We start from the raw sequence: 15432 nt of genomic DNA, 5'->3' as shown, positions 1-15432 counted from the left end.
GCAGGAGGGGCGCGCTTCCTGTGGGCGGAAATTTCTGCCGCCGGCGGCATGAATTGCCGATGTTTCCGCGGCTGCACGACCCGACGGATGCGGATATCGTTGAGCTTTTCGCGATGGCACGGCGCTTGCTGAGTTCAGCCGCAGAACATTGGTCGCGGCATGCCGCATCCTGTTGGAGTTGTGCAATGTTGTTCGCCCTTGGTGCGGTATCGAGCGCGCTCGACGCGATCCAGTCGCTGACAAACGCGAAATCGTCGTCGGCGGCGCACAAGACGGGCTCCTCGCAGAGCGCGCCGACCAATCCGTTCGCAATCGACAGCGGCAGCAGCAGCACGACCGGCGCGACCTCGTCGGTCAATGCAGGTAAATATCCGCAGATCTCGGCGGAGACGATGAATGCGCTGTTCGCGGCGCAGAGCCAGTCGGCCGACGGCACATCCTCGACGTCGAAGGGCCGGAAGGCTGCGCTGAAGGATCTCTTCTCGCGGATCGACGTGGATGGCGACGGCAAGATCACCAAGTCCGAGTTCGAGGAAGCGCTTGGCGCGGGCGGCACCAATCTGGCCCAGGCCGACGACGTGTTTTCGAAGATGGACGCGAATGCGGACGGCAGCGTCAATCTCGGCGAGATGACGAAGGCGCTGAGGGGCGGTCACGGCCGTGATCACGCGGAAGGCGCGGGCGATGGCTCGGATTCCTCGTCGCAACCCAGCCGCGGTTCGACGTCGACCACGACGACCAACGCCGACGGCTCGACCACCACCACCGTCACCTATGCCGACGGCTTCAAGATGTCGACCACGGTGCCGGGCGCCGCCAGCTCGTCGAATGCGAAAGGAGGCGGCAATTCGCCTTATGATTGGTTCGGGCAGATGATGCAGCGCCAGGCGCAGGCCAGCGCGGGATCAGCAGCTTCATCGATGTCGATCAGCGTGTGAGCCCATCCCGAAGCTAACCGGCAGGTTCGTGCGTGATGTCACGACAGGCATAGCGGTCGCGGATCTCGCGATTGAAGAACGTTCCTTTTGCGCGCGCATCCCTGAACGCGGCAGCGATCTCGGGCGGAACATCCTCATAGACATAGAGGCGCCCGCTGACGAACGTCACCTTCAGCTCGCGTCTATCTGGCGCATAGCAAAAGAAGCGGATCACGGAAGAGGGCATGGCCGCACACCTTGTCCGCCGGGTAACGCTTGGGTGACGGTTTCGTTTCTAGCCGAACCGGTCCTTCCAAGCCGCCTGCGCGCCCGGAAACGGTAGGGCCGTCGCGCTGTAGACGCCGCGGGCGATCGCGCGGGCGACCACGTTGGCGGCGATCGTGCCGAGCTCGGTGAGACCAACCAGCGGCTCGATCGGCTTTTCGCAGGTGGCGGCGGCGAACAGCACGTCGCCGTCGGTCGGCGCATGCACCGGATAGATCGCGCGGGCGAAGCCGGTATGCGCGATCATCGCCAGCCGCTTGGCCTGCGGCTTGGTCAGCACCGCGTTGGTCACGACGGCGCCGATGGTGGTGTTCTCGCGCGCGCTCGCGGCAGGACCGCCCTTGATGCGCATGCGGAGCATGTCCTCGGTGAACTTGTCCGGCAGGCCGCGTCCACCGAATTCGCCGTCCACCTCGAACGGCGCCGCCCAGAACCACGGGCCAACGCCGACGGTGACGCTGCCCACGGCATTGACGGCGACGATCGCCGCGACCTTGATTCCGCTCGGCGTCACGGCCGATGCCGAGCCGAGCCCGCCCTTGAACGTCGCGGTGGTGGCGCCGAAGCCGGCGCCGGCGCTGCCAAGCGCGAAATCCGCGTTGGTGGCGGCAGTCGCTGCGGCATAGCCGAGGTCGCGATAGGGCGAGAAGCGCCCCCAGGCCTTGTCGCCGCCATTGAGCAGGTCGAATAGGATCGCCCCCGGCACGATCGGGATCAGCGCTTCGCGAACGCGGTGGCCGCGGCCCTGCTCGGCGAGCCAGGCCTGCACGCCGCCGCCGGTGTCGAGGCCGAAGGCCGAGCCGCCCGACAGCGCGATGGCGTCGACGCGCTCGACCGTGTTGGCGAGATCGAGCAGTGCATCCTCGCGCGTGCCGGGGCCGCCGCCACGCACGTCGATCGCGGCGATCGCAGGAGAATCGAAGATGATCGCGGTCGCGCCGGAACCGACTTTCGAATCTTCGGCGTGGCCGACCCGGACGCCGGCGATATCGGTGAGAAGGTTCTTCAAGGCGGCCTCGTGTTTGAGAATTCGCGATATGCGATAGCGCAGCAATGCCGCAGGCTCAACCGGCGAGCGCGGTCCTCAGCATCTTGGCGAGCTCGGACTTGCGGTAGGGCTTGGCCAGCAGCAGCACGCCGGAATCGAGCCGGCCGTGATGGACGATGGCGTTCTCGGTGTAGCCCGAGGTGAACAGCGTCTTCAGGTCGGGGCGGCGCTTGTGCGCTTCGTCCGCCAGCTGGCGGCCGTTCATGTTGCCGGGCATGATGATGTCGGTGAACAGCAGGTCGATGGTCTCGTCGCTGTCGATGATATTGAGCGCCTCTGCGCCGTTGGCGGCCTCGAGCGCGGTATAGCCGAGGCTCTTGACCTGCGTCACGACATACTGCCGCACCAAGGCATCGTCCTCGACGATCAGGATCTTCTCGTTACCGCCGGTGATTGGCGCATTCTGGAGCGATTCGAACTCGGTCTCCTGCACACCTGTCGAGCGCGGCAGGTAGATCTTCACGCTCGTGCCGTGGCCTTCCTCGCTGTAGATCTTGATGTGCCCGCCCGATTGCTTGACGAAGCCGAACACCATGCTGAGGCCGAGGCCAGTGCCCTTGCCGACCTCCTTGGTCGTGAAGAAGGGATCGAACACCCGGTCGATCAGCTCGGCAGGAATTCCGCTGCCGGTGTCGCTGACTGCGATCATCACGTAATTGCCGGCAACGACGTCGGGGTTCATGCTGGCATAGCCGTCGTCGAGGAAGATGTTGCGGGTCTCCAGCACCAGGGTGCCGCCCTCGGGCATGGCGTCGCGCGCGTTCAGCGCGAGATTGAGGATCGCGGTGGAGAGCTGGCCCGGGTCGACCAGCGTTGGCCAGGCATCCTCGGTGAGCTGCGGCATGATGGTGATCTGCTCGCCGAGCGTCGGATGCAAGAGCTTGGCGGCTTCGAGCACCAGTGCGTTGACGTCGATCTCCCGCGGCTGGAGCGGCTGCTTGCGGGCGAAGGCGAGCAGATGCTTGGTCAGCTGCGCGCCGCGCTCGGCGGCGTCGTCGATCAGCTTGGTGATCGCGGCAAGCTCGGGCCGGTCGGCGACCGCGTCGCTGAGAATGCCGATCGTGCCCGTGATCACCGTCAGCACGTTGTTGAAGTCGTGCGCGACGCCGCCAGTCAACTGGCCGATCGAGTCCATTTTCTGGACCTGCCGGAGCTGGGCTTCGGCGGCCTGCTTGTCGGTGAGGTCGCGGCCGATGAAGAAGTGGCGTTTCACCGGCTCCGACCACGTGCCCATCCAGTTCAGCGTGACGTCGTGACCGTCGTAATGGTAGTAGCGCGCCTCGAAGCTGCGCTTGACCGCGCCGCGACGGGCTGCACGCATCTCGTTCCGCGTCTTCTCGAGATCGTCGGGATGGATGAATTCGGTCGCGCTGTGCCCGACCATGTCCTCGGGAGCGTAGCCGAGAATGTTCCGCACGCTCGGGCTGACCTGGATGAAATTGCCATAGCCGTCAGTGACCAGGATCAGGTCCTGCGATGTCTCGAAGATGCGCTGGCGTTCCTCGGTCTCGCGGCGCAGCTTCTCTCTGGCCTGCTTTTCTTCGGTGATGTCGTGGGCGATCTTGGAAGCGCCGATGATCTCTCCATCGTCGGTCCGCAGCGGTGAGACGTTTAGGACGACGTTGAGCGGGCGGCCGTCTTTCCGGATTCGGACCGTCTCGTGCTGGGCGATCGACTCGTTGCTGGCGATCTGGTTGAGGATGCTTCTGATTTCGCCCTTGCGATCCGGCGGCACGATGATGTCGATCGGCTTGCCGACGGCCTCGGCGGCGGCGTAGCCGAACAGATTTTCGGCGGCCTTGTTCCAGCCGGTGATGATGCCGTCGAGCGACTTGGTGATGATCGCGTCATTGGAGGATTCGACCACGGCGCCGTACAGCGCGAGGCGTTTGCCGAAATAGTCGCGTTCCGAGGCCGATTGCTGGCGCAGCTTTCCGACGAGGCCCACTGTACGCGCCTGGAGGCGGACATTCTCGACCAGGAGCACCGCCAGCACGAAGGTCGCCGCGGCGAGGCCGTAGAGCCGGCCGGCATAGAATCCGAGATCGAAGCGCGCGACGTTGACGATCGCCGACAGGGCGATGTCGAACAGCCAGGCGCACATGACCACCATGAGCCAGATGTCGATCACCGTATGCGGCTTGCGGAACCAGAGCGAGATCAGCGCGGCAAAGCTCAGCGACCACACGAAGGACACGACGCCGATCATGGTTGCCGTGTAGCGGCCCTCGCTCAACAGCACCGGCAACAGATCGTGCTGCGCGGTGACGATCCAGGCGAAGACCGCCATCGCGGCGACCACGCTGAGCCCGCAGGCATAAATCGCCTTGCTTACCGCGCCGCGGATCCGGGGCCCACCGTCCTGTTCCTTCAGCCAGGCATATGCCATCACGCAGAGCGGAAAGCCGGCGTGCCAGATCATGTAGAGCCACACCGTGGTCTGCCGGCCCGCGCCCAGGAGTCCCGTCGGGGCGAACAGCCCTGGGAAGGTGAGGGCATGAACCAGCGCCGCCGCCGCGGTGAAGAGATAGCCGCCCGCGAGCCACAGCAGCGCGCGGGTCCGCAGAATCGCAAATTGTGACAGCAGCAGCACGGCCGTGACGATGTCGCTCACGGCCAGCGCGGATTGATAGCTGGCGACAAAGGCGGGGACCGGCAGGAGCGGGGTACCAGCGAAGGGCACGGCTGCGGCGAACAGGAGCGAGGATACACCGACGATCGTCAATGCTGCGGTGCGGTCGGCCCCGGTGGCCGGCAGGGTCGACAGAAATGTGCTTCGGTCGATCGCCGCCGGCACGTCCATCTCGCGCGAGTCGGTGGGCTTAAGCATCTCCGCTAGTCTCATTGGCCGGCTGTCCGTTCATCGTAGCGGGTTCTGGGCGCGGGTGGTCAACGGAACCGGTTTACGACTCAACCGAGGGTTACAGCTTACCTAATTTCGGTGAGCGCACGGAACAGTGATCGGTAAGGGGCGCTTTACGGGGCGGTGTCATAATGCCCTGCCGCCGCGGCCGGTTCCAGGTTTGAAACAGGCGATTTTGATGTCGAGATCGGGAGTTTGCCCTATGCCCCGCGTTCTCATCATCGACGACCAGAAGGACGTCCGTGCGATGTGGCGATCGTGCTTCGGGTCAACCATTTCGAGGTCGTGGAGGCCGAAAGCGGCGCGGCGGGGCTGAAGGCCTTTGCGGAAGGCCGCTTTGACGCGGCGAATGTGGACATCTTCCTCGGTGATACCAGCGGCGTCGACGTCATCACCGCCTTGCGCGAACGCGCGCCGGCGCTGCCGGTGATTGCGGTATCCGGGATGACGGCACTCGATTTCATGGACCAATCGCCCCACCTCGCCAACGTGGTCGGCCTGCAAAAGTCGTTTCGGCCGAACGATCTGCTGCAGGCCCTGCGGAAGGCCCAGGCCGCGGCCGGCGGCGAGATTTCGGCCGCGGTCTGACCGGCAAAAGAACGCCCCGGCAAGCCGGGGCGTGGTCGCGATGGCGGGAGCCTTCGGGGGATCGCTGATCGGGATCCCCGAAGAGCATTCTGGATCAAGAGCCCTTGATCAGGAGCCCTTGGCGCCGAGCTCGGCGTAATTGCCCTTTGCGTCCCACTTGTAGACGACATAGTCGATCTGCTTGAGGTCGCCCTTGGCGTCAATCTCGATCGGGCCGAGCACCGTGTCCCACTTGCCGGCCTTGATGGTCTCCATGACCTTCTTGGCGTCGGTGGTACCGGCCTTCTTGACCGCCTGCGTCCAGACCTGCAGCGCAGCGTAGGTATAGAGCGTATAGCCTTCCGGATCGATGCCCTTGGCCTTGAACGCCTCGACGATCTTCTTCGCGGTCGGCTTGTTGCGCGGGTCGGGACCGAAGGTGAACAGCGTGCCTTCGCCGGCGGGACCGGTGATGGAGGCGTACTCCTTGTCGGCGAGCGCGTCGCCCGACATCAGCACCGTCTTCAGGCCCTGATCGCGCATCTGGCGCAGGATGAGGCCGGCTTCCTGATGGTAACCGCCGACATAGACGAGTTCGACATTATCCTTCTTCAGGCGCGAGACGATCGCATTGAAGTCCTTGTCGCCCTTGTTGTAGGATTCGTACATCTTCTCGGTAATGCCGGCCTTGTTGAGCGCCTTCTTGGTCTCGTCGGCAAGACCCTTGCCGTAGGTGGTCTTGTCGTTGAGGATCGCGATGTTCTTGCCCTTGTAGTTCTTGGCGATGTACTGCGCGGCGATCAGGCCCTGCTGGTCGTCGCGGCCGCACACCCGGGCCACGTTCCACAGCTTGCGCTCGGTGAAGAGCGGGTTGGTCGAAGCCGGGGTGATTTGCAGGACGTTACCGTCCGCATAGGCTTCAGAGGCAGGGATCGAAGACGACGAGCAGAAATGGCCGGCGACGAACGGGATCTTGGCGCCGGCGATCTTTTCCGCGATCGAGCGGGCCTGTTTCGGATCGCAGGCGTCGTCCTCGGCGTTGAGCGCGAGCTTCTTGCCGTTGACGCCACCGGCGGCATTGATGTCGGCCACGGCCATCTCGGCGCCGTTCTTCATCTGGCGGCCGAAGGCGGACTCGCCGCCGGTCATCGGGCCTGCGACTGCGACGGTGACATCCTGCGCGAATGCCGCGCTCGACAGCGCGAGCGATGCGCCGAATGCCAGACCGATGAGCTTCAGTGATTTCATGAGATACCTCGCGGGTGGTCGCCTGTGGAAGTTGCCGGGCATGCCCGGTTCAAACCGGCGCCATTCTTGAATGAATTCGAGGAGAAGTCACCGGCAAAATACGGGCATACGCCAAGATATCTAGCCGCATCCTCGCGCAGGGCGGGGCCCGGGTTAGTGCCGTCCGCCTTCCAGATAAGCGGCCCGGATTTCGGGGCGCTGCAGCAATTCGGCGCCGCTGCCGGCCAGCGTGATCAGGCCATTGACCATGACATAGCCGCGGTGGGCGAGCTTGAGGGCATGGTTGGCGTTTTGCTCGACGATCAGCACGGTCAGGCCGTCCTGCCGGTTCAGTGTGCGGATGGCGTCGAAAATCTGCCGCGCGATGAGCGGGGCGAGCCCCAGCGAGGGTTCATCGAGCAGGAGCAGGCGAGGGCGGCTCATCAAGGCGCGGCCGATCGCGAGCATCTGCTGCTCGCCGCCGGACAGGGTTCCGCCGCGCTGGGCGAAACGCTCCTTCAGGCGGGGAAACAGGGCGAACACGCGCTCGAGCGTGCTCTCCCGTTCCGCCGGCGTGCTCTCGGTGACGTCGGCCCCCATCTGGAGGTTCTCGGCGACGCTCATGCGCGGGAAGATGCGGCGGCCTTCGGGCGACTGCGCGATGCGCAAATGGGCGATCTCGTGGGTCGGGACGGCCGTGATGTCCTTGCCCTCGTACAGGATCTGCCCGGCGCGGGCGCGCGGCTTGCCGAAGATCGTCATCATCAGCGTCGACTTGCCGGCGCCGTTGGCGCCGATCAGCGCCACGATCTCGCCCGCATTGATGTCGACGTCGACGCCCTTCAGAGCCTCGATCTTGCCGTAGGCCGCGCGCAGGCCCCGGATCGCGAGCAGGGGGGGCGCCGCCGTCACGATCCGCTCTCCATGACGGCCGCGGCTTCTTCCTCGTCGGTGCCGAGATAGGCGGCGATCACCTTGGGATCGTCGCGCACCTCGCGCGGCGTGCCTTGTGCGATCTTCACGCCGTGATCCATCACCACGATGTGGTCGGAGATCTCCATCACCACCGACATGTCATGTTCGATCAGGAGGATCGACGTTCCCAGGTCGTTGCGGATCGAAAGCAGGAGCTCGTTCAGCGCCGCGCTCTCTCGCGCGTTGAGGCCGGCGGCGGGTTCGTCCAGGCACAGCAGCGCGGGCTCGGTGCACATCGCGCGCGCGATTTCCAGCCGGCGCTGGTCGCCATAGGCGAAATTGCCGGCGGCATCGTCGGCGCGGTCGAGCAGGTTGACCCGCTTCAGCCAGTCGGTGGCAAGATCGATCGCGCGCTTTTCGGCCTCGCGGTAGGCGGGCGCGCCGACGAGGCCGAGCAAGGTGAAGCCCGAGGCGTGCATCAACGCGTTGTGCTGCGCCACCATCAGGTTCTCCAGCGCCGTCATGCCGGGAAACAGGCGGATGTTCTGGAACGTGCGGGCGACCTTGGCCTGCTTGGCGATGCGGAAATCGTTGAGCCGCTCCAGCGCGATTTCCCTGCCGTCGTCATGGGTCAGGCGAATCGACCCGCCGGTCGGCTTGTAGAAGCCGGTGATGCAGTTGAACACGGTGGTTTTGCCGGCACCGTTCGGCCCGATCAGCGCGGTGATCTTCTTCCGCTCGGCGGCGAACGAGAGATCTTGCACGGCGACGATGCCGCCGAAGCGCATGGTCAGCCGGTCGACGCTGAGGATCGTGCTGCGGCTCATCCGTGGCCTTCCTTGACGAGGTCGGAGGAGATGGCCTGCGACTTCTTCAGGTAGACGGTCGGCGCGCGATGGCCGACCAGGCCGCGTGGCCGCCAGATCATGATCAGCACCATCGCCCAGCCGAACACCAGCATGCGATAGTTTTCGAGGCCGCGGAACAGCTCGAACCCGCCGATCATGGTCAGCGCCGCCAGCGCGACGCCCAGCTGCGAGCCCATGCCGCCGAGCACGACGATGGCGAGCACCAGCGCCGATTCGTGGAAGGTGAACGATTCCGGGCTGATGAAGCCCTGCCGGGTGGCGAAGAAGGCGCCGGCGAAGCCACCGAACATGGCGCCGGTCGCGAACGCCGTGAGCTTGGTCGTCGTGGTGTTGATGCCAAGCGCGCGGCAGGCGACCTCGTCCTCGCGCAAGGCTTCCCAGGCGCGCCCGATCGGCAGCCGGCGCAGGCGGATCGTCACCCAATTGGTGAGCAGCGCCAGCGCCAGGATCAGATAGAACAGGAAGACGATGCGGTGGGTCGGCGAATACTCGATGCGGAGCAGGGCGGCCAACCCATCGTCGCTCCTGTCGAGCGGAATGCCGAACAGGGTCGGACGCGGAATACCGGATACGCCGTTCGGTCCGCCGGTCAGATCCTGCCAGTTGATCAGGACGAGGCGGATGATCTCGCCGAAGGCGAGCGTCACGATGGCGAGATAGTCGCCGCGCAGGCGCAGCACGGGGAAGCCGAGCAGCACGCCCCAGAATGCGGCGAGGATGCCGGCGAGCGGCAGGCAGATCCAGAACGACCAGCCGAAATTGGTGGCGAGCAGCGCATAGGAATAGGCGCCGACCGCATAGAACGCGACGTAGCCGAGATCGAGCAGGCCGGCGAGCCCGACCACGACGTTGAGGCCCCAGCCCAGCATCACATAGGTGAGCACGAGAATGGCGAGGTCGAGGATATAGCGCTGGTTATAGAAGATCACGGGCACCAGCAGCGTGAAGATCAGCAGCGCGGGCGCAAGATAGCGGCCGACCAGCGACATGCCCTTCTGCACCGCCGGCGGCACGAGCGTCTCGGTGCCGGCAGGGCCGATCCATTGCCTGAGCAGCTCGATCGCGATCGAGCCGCCGAACACCGCGGCGACGAGGGAGGCGAGCTCGCCGAATCGCGTCCAGTAGGTGAGCTGGCCCTCGGGCCCCGCCTCGGTGCGGATGCCGACCATCAGCGAGAACAGCACCAGCGCAATGAGGGCGTTGATGAAGGCGGTCTTGAGGAGGGCGGCGGTGCCCGTTGCAGGTTTGGTCGTGTGGGTCGAGGGTGCTGTCACGCGGCCGATCCGTTAGACTTTTTCGACTTCGGGACGGCCGAGCAGGCCGGTCGGCATGAAGATCAGCACGACGATCAGGATCGAGAACGCCGCAACGTCCTTGTACTCGACCGAGAAATAGGCCGACCAGAACGTCTCGATCAGGCCGATCAAAAGCCCGCCGAGCATGGCGCCGGGCAGGGAGCCGATGCCGCCGAGCACCGCGGCCGTGAAGGCCTTGATCCCGGCGACGAAGCCCATGAAGAAGTCGACCAGGCCGTAATAGAGCAGGTACATCAGGCCCGCGACGGCGGCGAGCGCCGCGCCGATCACGAAGGTCATGGAGATGGTGCGGTCGACGTTGACGCCGAGCAGCGCCGCCATGGTCTGATCCTGCTCGCAGGCGCGCATGTCGCGCCCGAGCCGGGTGTTCGACACCAGCCAGGTGAAGATGGCCAGCAGCACGATGGTGGTGATGACGACGATGATCTGGATGTTGGAGAGCTGGATGACGAAGCCGTCCGCGCTTTCATGCAGCGTATAGCCGCCGGTGATGACGGGCGGGATCGGCTTGACCCGGGCGCCTTGCGCCACTTGCGAATAATTCGTCAGCACGAACGACATGCCGATGGCCGACAGCATCGGGGCGAGGCGGAAGGAATGGCGCAGCGGCCGGTAGGCGATGCGCTCGATAGTCCAGCCATAGAGCGCCGTGATCGCCATCGAGACAAGCAGCACCAAGAGCAGGATCACGGGAACGGCCGTGAGGCCGAGCGAGATCAGGATCAGGAAGGTGATGAGGGCGATGAAGCCGCCGATCATGAAGACGTCGCCATGGGCGAAGTTGATCATGCCGACGATGCCGTAAACCATCGTGTAGCCGATCGCGATCAGGCCGTAGATTGAGCCGAGCACGAGGCCGTTGATGAGCTGCTGGGCGAAATAATCCATAAGCTGCCGTACCCAAACTTGACGCGGCTCAAAGGGAGCTCTTGCAGAGAGTTCTTGGGCCCCGGCAGCCCTTGAGCGTTCACCAGGTTTTGTAACAGGAGGGAACTGGCGGCTGCAACTGGCCCGGTCTCCGCCTTAAGGCTTGTACAGAGATCATTTCAGTGCCGGGTTCCCTCGGTCCTGCGAGGAACCTGGTCCCCAAGGCAACCAAAGTGGATGCAGGCCGTTGTCTTGCCTCTGACGTCCAACAAGGGAGTTTCCCCGAATGACGAAGCAGCAGAACCAGAATCCGGGTCAGCAGAACCAGAACCCCGGCCAGCAGCGCCCCGGGCAGCAGCAGGGTGGGGGTCAGAAACCCGGACAGCAGCAGCAGGATCCGCGCCAGGGCGATCGCCCGGGCCAGCAGCAGGGCGGCCAGCGCGACCAGGAATAGCGAGTTTGGGAACCCAGGAGTGAGGAGAGGCCCCGCCGGAAGGCGGGGCCTTTTTTCTTGGGGCCATCGTTTGCCCGTCATTCCGGGAGGTGCGTCAGCACCAGACCTCAGGTGCGCAACTGCGCACCGGGGAATCTCGAGATTCTCGGCTGTGCAATTGTGCACCATAGTTCGGCTCTGCGAGCCGCCCCGGAATGACGAAAGCGGGCGGGCAGTTAAGGTAAACAAAGGGTTTAAATTGCCGCCACAGTCTGATGCGAGTTAGCTCCGGCATGGCCGCCGCCTTCCATCGAAGGCTCGGCAAACCAGGCGGGAAGCGGCATGTTCAGGAACTGGCGGATCGGCTCGGTCAACGGCGCGCTGCTGGCGGCCTATTTCATTCCCGTCTGGAGCCTCATAGCCTTCAGCATCATCGTGGCGCCCGTGCGCGGCCTCTACGAGCGGCCGAGCGTCGCGGTGGCGCTGTACCTGAGCGACCATCTGCAGATGGCGGGCATGGACACGGTACGTGCCGCCTGGCTGCTGGCGCTCGGACGGCTGACCGTGGTGGCGTTCTTTGCGATCTACCTCGTGCTGCTCTGCATTCCCCGCACCCGCAAGGGCGGCGGCAGCGACGAGGCGCTCGGTATTGCGCTGGCAATCGGCAGCCTGATCTCCTTTGCCAGCATGGTGATGGCCTCGAAGGTCGGCGAGCTGGCTGCGCTTCGGCTGCACGCCACCGAGCTCCTGATGCTGCTCGGTGCCGCGGTCGTGCTCGTGATCGAGAAGCCGGCAGCTGCGCCGAAGGTGGCCGAGGTCGCCGCACCGCCGAATCTTCAGCCTCTAGGTCTTGAGCAGGCCGAGCTCCTGCACAATCGCTGAGGCTTCCTTGACGGCGTGGTTGGCGGCCGGCACGCCGCAATAGATCGCCTGCTGCAGCAGGATCTCCTTGATGTCCTCGGGCGTGAAGCCGCCCTCAGCGAGCGCCGCACGCACGTGCAGGCGGAATTCGTCCCATTGCCCGAGCGCGACCATGGTGCCGATCACCAGCACGCGGCGCGTGCGCTCGTCGAAATGCGGCCGCGTCCAGATCTCGCCCCAGGCGTAACGGGTGATCAGGTCCTGGAAGTCGGTGTTGAAGGCGTTGCGGTTCGCGATCGACTTGTCGACCCAGGCATCGCCCAGCACCTTGCGGCGCACGTTCATGCCGCCATCGCGGCGCTTCTGGTCGTCCATGGTGTTTCTCCTCTTTCGTCATTGCGAGCGCAGCGAAGCAATCCAGAAATGTGCCCGCGGAGACGGACTGGATTGCTTCGTCGCTACGCTCCTCGCAATGACGGGTTGTTGCTAGCGCTGCGTCAGGAACCCCACCACCGCATCCGTGAACGCATGCGGCTGCTCGACGTTCGAAATGTGCGCGGCGTCGATGATCGTCATGCTGGCGCCGGGAATGCTGGAGCGGATCAGTTCGGCGGCCGAGATCGGCGTCGCCACGTCGTGGCGGCCGGCGATCACCAGCGTCGGGCTCTTGATTTTCGGCAGCAGCGCGCGCTGGTCGAGCGTCGACAGCGCTTCGCAACAGGCGAGATAGCCCTCGACAGGCGAGGCGAGCAGCATCGACTTCATCTTCGCGGTGATCGCAGGCTCGCGCTCGCGGAAATCCTGGGTGAGCCAGCCCGCGATCACGGCATCGGCGACGGCGGCGATGCCGCCCTCCTTTACCGCCTTGATGCGGTTGTGCCAGTTAGTTGGATCGGGGTAGTAGCAGGAGGTGTTGGCGAGGATCAGCTTGCCGAACCGTTCGGGCGCATTGGCGCCGAGCCATTGCCCGACCATGCCGCCCATCGACAGGCCGCACCAATGCACCTTCTCGATGTTGAGATCGTCGAGGATCGCGAGCACGTCGCGGCCGAACCGCTCCATCGAGTAAGGACCCGGCGGGACGTTCGACTTACCGTGGCCGCGGCGGTCGTAGCGGATGACGCGGAACACCTGCGTCAGCGCCTTCATCTGCGCCTCCCACATCTGCAGCGTGCAGCCGAGCGAGTTCGACAGCATCAAGGTCGGCCTGCCGTCGCGGCCTTCGACGGAGACGTTGAGGAGGCATCCGTCGGCATCGATCATGGGCATGCGGCGTCTCCGTTTCTAATCTTGATCGAGGCTGTCGAGCAGGCGATCGATCAGCGCCTGTGACGCCCCTTGATAGGCCCTCGGCTCGAACAATGCCGCAATTTTTTCCGCCGTAAGGTGCGCGGTGACTTGCGAATCGGCCGACAGCACCTCGCGCAGATGCTTCCTCTCGGCGACGGCACGCTTGCTCGCGGCCTCGACGAGATGATGCGCGTTGCTCTTGCCGATGGCTTCGGCGAGCGCGAAGGTGACGGCCTCGGCCATGATCAAGCCATGCGTCGCATCGAGATTGCGGAGCATGCGCGCCGCATCGACCTCGAGACCCTCGGCGATGTCGACGACGGCAGCCAGCGCGCCTGATGTGACCAGCATTAATTGCGGCAGCGTCGGCCATTCCGCGTGCCAGGGACCGGCACTGCGTTCGTGGTCCTGCACCTGGGCGGCGAAGATCGTCGCGGCAAGCTGCGGGGCCATGGTCGCAGCGCCCAGCGCGCTTGCGGCGGCGACCGGGTTGCGCTTGTGCGGCATGGTCGAGGAGCCGCCGCGGCCTTCGCCGGCGGGCTCGAACGCTTCGGCGACGTCGGTCTGCATCAGCAGCGAGACGTCGCGCGCGATCTTGCCGCAGCTGCCGGCGAGAATGGCGAAGCAGGATGCGGCCTCGGCGATGCGGTCGCGATGGGTATGCCAGGGCGCCTCGGGCAGCGGCAGCTCGAGCTCCTGCGCCAGCCGTTCGGCCACCGCGAGCCCCTTGTCGCCGAGCGCAGCGAGCGTGCCGGCGGCGCCGCCGAATTGCAGCGCGAGGCCCTCGCGGGAGAGCCGCCGCAGGCGGCAGCGGGCGCGGGCAAGGCTCGAGGCGTATTCGGCGGCCTTCAGCCCGAACGGCATCGGCAGCGCGTGCTGAAGCCAGGTCCGCGCCACCATCGCGGTGTTGCGGTGGCTGCGCGCCAGCGCGGCAAAGCCCTTGATGGCGCGGCTGAGGTCGGCATCCAGCGCCGCGATGCCGGCGCGCAGCATCAGCATGGTCGCGGTGTCGATGACGTCCTGGCTGGTCGCGCCCCAATGCACGTAGCGCGCGGCCTCCGCGTCATTCTTGCCGACATTGGCGGTTAGCATCTTGACCAGGGGAATCGCGAGATTGCCCGACCGCGTCGCGGCCTCGGCCAGTGCGGCCATGTCGAAGCCATCGGCCTTGCACGCCGCCTCGATTGGTCCGACGGCGGATGCGGGAATCACCGCACTTGCCGCCTCGGCGCGTGCCAAGGCTGCCTCGAAATCGAGCATGTTCTGCAAGGTCGACCGATCGTCGCAGACCACGCGCATGGCGGCGCTCGACAGCATCGGTGCGAGCAGGGGGGAGATGGATGTGCTCATGTTGCGCGCGACCTAATCATCATGGCCCGGCCGTGCCAATCCCCCACCGCCCGCACACGTCATTTTGCAGTTGCGAATATGCATTGCACGTGACCGGGCGCCGGTCTTTCCTTTGCCGCGTCGCTGCGTTACTTGATCAGTACTATAGTTACGCGATCAGGGAGGCACCCTCATGGCCATGACGATGAACGGCGAAGTCCAGCTTGCGGCGCCGCGCGAGGCCGTGTGGGCCAAGCTCAACGATCCCGAGGTGCTGAAGGCCTGCATCCCCGGCTGCGAGGAGCTGGAGAAGACCGACGACGGCGGCTTCCGCGCGACGGCGAAAATGAAGGTCGGCCCGGTGTCGGCGCGCTTCAAGGGCAAGGTCACGCTGTCCGATCTCGACCCGCCGAACGGCTACAAGATCTCCGGTGAGGGCGAGGGCGGGGTGGCCGGATTCGCCAAGGGCGGCGCGGCCGTCAAGCTCGCCGAGAAGGACGGCGGCACGCTGCTCTCCTACGACGTCGAGGCGCAGATCGGCGGCAAGTTGGCGCAGCTCGGCCAGCGCCTCATCAACGGTGCCGCCAAGAAGCTGGCCGACGAGTTTTTCGCGAACTTCGCCAAGGCCGTACAGAGCTGAAGGTC

The 15432-nt window shown here is 65.3% G+C and carries 15 protein-coding genes and 1 pseudogene; 5 read left to right on the top strand and 11 right to left on the bottom strand.

Features of this window, described 5'->3' with window-relative positions; genetic code table 11:
- Positions 1-185: 185 nt before the first annotated feature.
- Positions 186-938, top strand: coding sequence for an EF-hand domain-containing protein (locus tag ACVWYQ_RS09800; protein WP_456725594.1), 753 nt, complete (start codon positions 186-188; stop codon positions 936-938).
- Between the two features lie 13 nt (positions 939-951).
- Here the strand turns inward: ACVWYQ_RS09800 and ACVWYQ_RS09795 are convergent, their stop codons facing one another.
- The 3 genes from ACVWYQ_RS09795 to ACVWYQ_RS09785 are packed head-to-tail and all read right to left on the bottom strand — an operon-like array spanning position 952 to position 5080.
- The gene (locus ACVWYQ_RS09795; protein ID WP_404539953.1) at positions 952-1164 is read right to left on the bottom strand and encodes a KTSC domain-containing protein; all 213 of its coding nucleotides are present in this window, start codon (positions 1162-1164) and stop codon (positions 952-954) included.
- A 48-nt stretch (positions 1165-1212) separates the two neighbouring features.
- Positions 1213-2211: a P1 family peptidase gene (locus ACVWYQ_RS09790; RefSeq protein WP_404539956.1), complete on the bottom strand. Its 999-nt coding sequence runs from the start codon at positions 2209-2211 to the stop codon at positions 1213-1215.
- 55 nt (positions 2212-2266) lie between these two features.
- Positions 2267-5080: a PAS domain S-box protein gene (locus ACVWYQ_RS09785; RefSeq protein WP_404539959.1), complete on the bottom strand. Its 2814-nt coding sequence runs from the start codon at positions 5078-5080 to the stop codon at positions 2267-2269.
- Positions 5081-5315: 235 nt separating this feature from the next.
- Here ACVWYQ_RS09785 and ACVWYQ_RS09780 point away from each other — a divergent pair.
- Positions 5316-5701, top strand: a pseudogene (locus tag ACVWYQ_RS09780) (response regulator).
- A gap of 108 nt (positions 5702-5809) precedes the next feature.
- On the opposite strand, the gene ACVWYQ_RS09775 reads toward ACVWYQ_RS09780, so the two are convergent.
- The 5 genes from ACVWYQ_RS09775 to ACVWYQ_RS09755 form a co-directional block, all read right to left on the bottom strand.
- A complete protein-coding gene (locus ACVWYQ_RS09775; RefSeq protein ID WP_271544874.1) occupies positions 5810-6928 on the bottom strand; it encodes a branched-chain amino acid ABC transporter substrate-binding protein in 1119 nt (372 codons plus the stop codon).
- Positions 6929-7081: 153 nt separating this feature from the next.
- Positions 7082-7819 (bottom strand): ABC transporter ATP-binding protein, encoded by a 738-nt coding sequence (locus ACVWYQ_RS09770; RefSeq protein ID WP_271544872.1) that lies wholly within the window; start codon positions 7817-7819, stop codon positions 7082-7084.
- Entirely contained in the window at positions 7816-8649 is an 834-nt protein-coding gene (locus tag ACVWYQ_RS09765) for an ABC transporter ATP-binding protein (RefSeq protein WP_271544870.1), read from the bottom strand. The genes ACVWYQ_RS09770 and ACVWYQ_RS09765 overlap by 4 nt, the downstream gene beginning before the upstream one ends.
- Positions 8646-9965: a high-affinity branched-chain amino acid ABC transporter permease LivM gene (gene livM / locus ACVWYQ_RS09760; protein ID WP_271544868.1), complete on the bottom strand. Its 1320-nt coding sequence runs from the start codon at positions 9963-9965 to the stop codon at positions 8646-8648. The genes ACVWYQ_RS09765 and livM overlap by 4 nt, the downstream gene beginning before the upstream one ends.
- Positions 9966-9977: 12 nt before the next feature.
- Positions 9978-10895, bottom strand: coding sequence for an ABC transporter permease subunit (locus tag ACVWYQ_RS09755; protein ID WP_271544866.1), 918 nt, complete (start codon positions 10893-10895; stop codon positions 9978-9980).
- A gap of 265 nt (positions 10896-11160) precedes the next feature.
- On the opposite strand from ACVWYQ_RS09755, the gene ACVWYQ_RS09750 reads away from it, so the two are divergent.
- Both ACVWYQ_RS09750 and ACVWYQ_RS09745 read left to right on the top strand, forming a co-directional pair.
- Complete coding sequence (locus ACVWYQ_RS09750; protein WP_271544864.1) at positions 11161-11328, top strand: hypothetical protein; 168 nt, start codon at positions 11161-11163, stop codon at positions 11326-11328.
- A 321-nt stretch (positions 11329-11649) separates the two neighbouring features.
- Positions 11650-12189: a hypothetical protein gene (locus ACVWYQ_RS09745; RefSeq protein ID WP_404539964.1), complete on the top strand. Its 540-nt coding sequence runs from the start codon at positions 11650-11652 to the stop codon at positions 12187-12189.
- On the opposite strand, the gene ACVWYQ_RS09740 is transcribed toward ACVWYQ_RS09745, so the two are convergent.
- The 3 genes from ACVWYQ_RS09740 to ACVWYQ_RS09730 form a co-directional block, all read right to left on the bottom strand.
- Positions 12151-12543, bottom strand: coding sequence for a carboxymuconolactone decarboxylase family protein (locus ACVWYQ_RS09740; protein WP_404539967.1), 393 nt, complete (start codon positions 12541-12543; stop codon positions 12151-12153). The two genes, ACVWYQ_RS09745 and ACVWYQ_RS09740, sit on opposite strands and share 39 nt — an antisense overlap.
- A gap of 111 nt (positions 12544-12654) precedes the next feature.
- A complete protein-coding gene (gene pcaD / locus ACVWYQ_RS09735; protein ID WP_404651084.1) occupies positions 12655-13437 on the bottom strand; it encodes a 3-oxoadipate enol-lactonase in 783 nt (260 codons plus the stop codon).
- A gap of 15 nt (positions 13438-13452) precedes the next feature.
- Positions 13453-14808 (bottom strand): 3-carboxy-cis,cis-muconate cycloisomerase, encoded by a 1356-nt coding sequence (locus ACVWYQ_RS09730; RefSeq protein WP_404651085.1) that lies wholly within the window; start codon positions 14806-14808, stop codon positions 13453-13455.
- Positions 14809-14980: 172 nt separating this feature from the next.
- Here ACVWYQ_RS09730 and ACVWYQ_RS09725 point away from each other — a divergent pair, with 172 nt between their 5' ends.
- Complete coding sequence (locus ACVWYQ_RS09725; protein ID WP_126260910.1) at positions 14981-15427, top strand: SRPBCC family protein; 447 nt, start codon at positions 14981-14983, stop codon at positions 15425-15427.
- The last annotated feature ends 5 nt before the right edge of the window (positions 15428-15432 follow it).

The sequence above is a fragment of the Bradyrhizobium sp. USDA 3397 genome, assembly GCF_054060965.1.
This window is presented reverse-complemented; position numbering and strand designations above follow the sequence as displayed.

Coding starts and splice junctions, on each gene's coding strand:
- ACVWYQ_RS09785 (WP_404539959.1), bottom strand. CDS start 5,080: ATGCTTAAGCCCACCGACTCGCGCGAGATGGACGTGCCGGCGGCGATC.
- ACVWYQ_RS09750 (WP_271544864.1), top strand. CDS start 11,161: ATGACGAAGCAGCAGAACCAGAATCCGGGTCAGCAGAACCAGAACCCC.
- ACVWYQ_RS09745 (WP_404539964.1), top strand. CDS start 11,650: ATGTTCAGGAACTGGCGGATCGGCTCGGTCAACGGCGCGCTGCTGGCG.
- ACVWYQ_RS09725 (WP_126260910.1), top strand. CDS start 14,981: ATGGCCATGACGATGAACGGCGAAGTCCAGCTTGCGGCGCCGCGCGAG.
- ACVWYQ_RS09730 (WP_404651085.1), bottom strand. CDS start 14,808: ATGAGCACATCCATCTCCCCCCTGCTCGCACCGATGCTGTCGAGCGCC.
- ACVWYQ_RS09775 (WP_271544874.1), bottom strand. CDS start 6,928: ATGAAATCACTGAAGCTCATCGGTCTGGCATTCGGCGCATCGCTCGCG.
- ACVWYQ_RS09800 (WP_456725594.1), top strand. CDS start 186: ATGTTGTTCGCCCTTGGTGCGGTATCGAGCGCGCTCGACGCGATCCAG.
- ACVWYQ_RS09740 (WP_404539967.1), bottom strand. CDS start 12,543: ATGGACGACCAGAAGCGCCGCGATGGCGGCATGAACGTGCGCCGCAAG.
- ACVWYQ_RS09765 (WP_271544870.1), bottom strand. CDS start 8,649: ATGAGCCGCAGCACGATCCTCAGCGTCGACCGGCTGACCATGCGCTTC.
- ACVWYQ_RS09795 (WP_404539953.1), bottom strand. CDS start 1,164: ATGCCCTCTTCCGTGATCCGCTTCTTTTGCTATGCGCCAGATAGACGC.
- ACVWYQ_RS09755 (WP_271544866.1), bottom strand. CDS start 10,895: ATGGATTATTTCGCCCAGCAGCTCATCAACGGCCTCGTGCTCGGCTCA.
- pcaD (WP_404651084.1), bottom strand. CDS start 13,437: ATGCCCATGATCGATGCCGACGGATGCCTCCTCAACGTCTCCGTCGAA.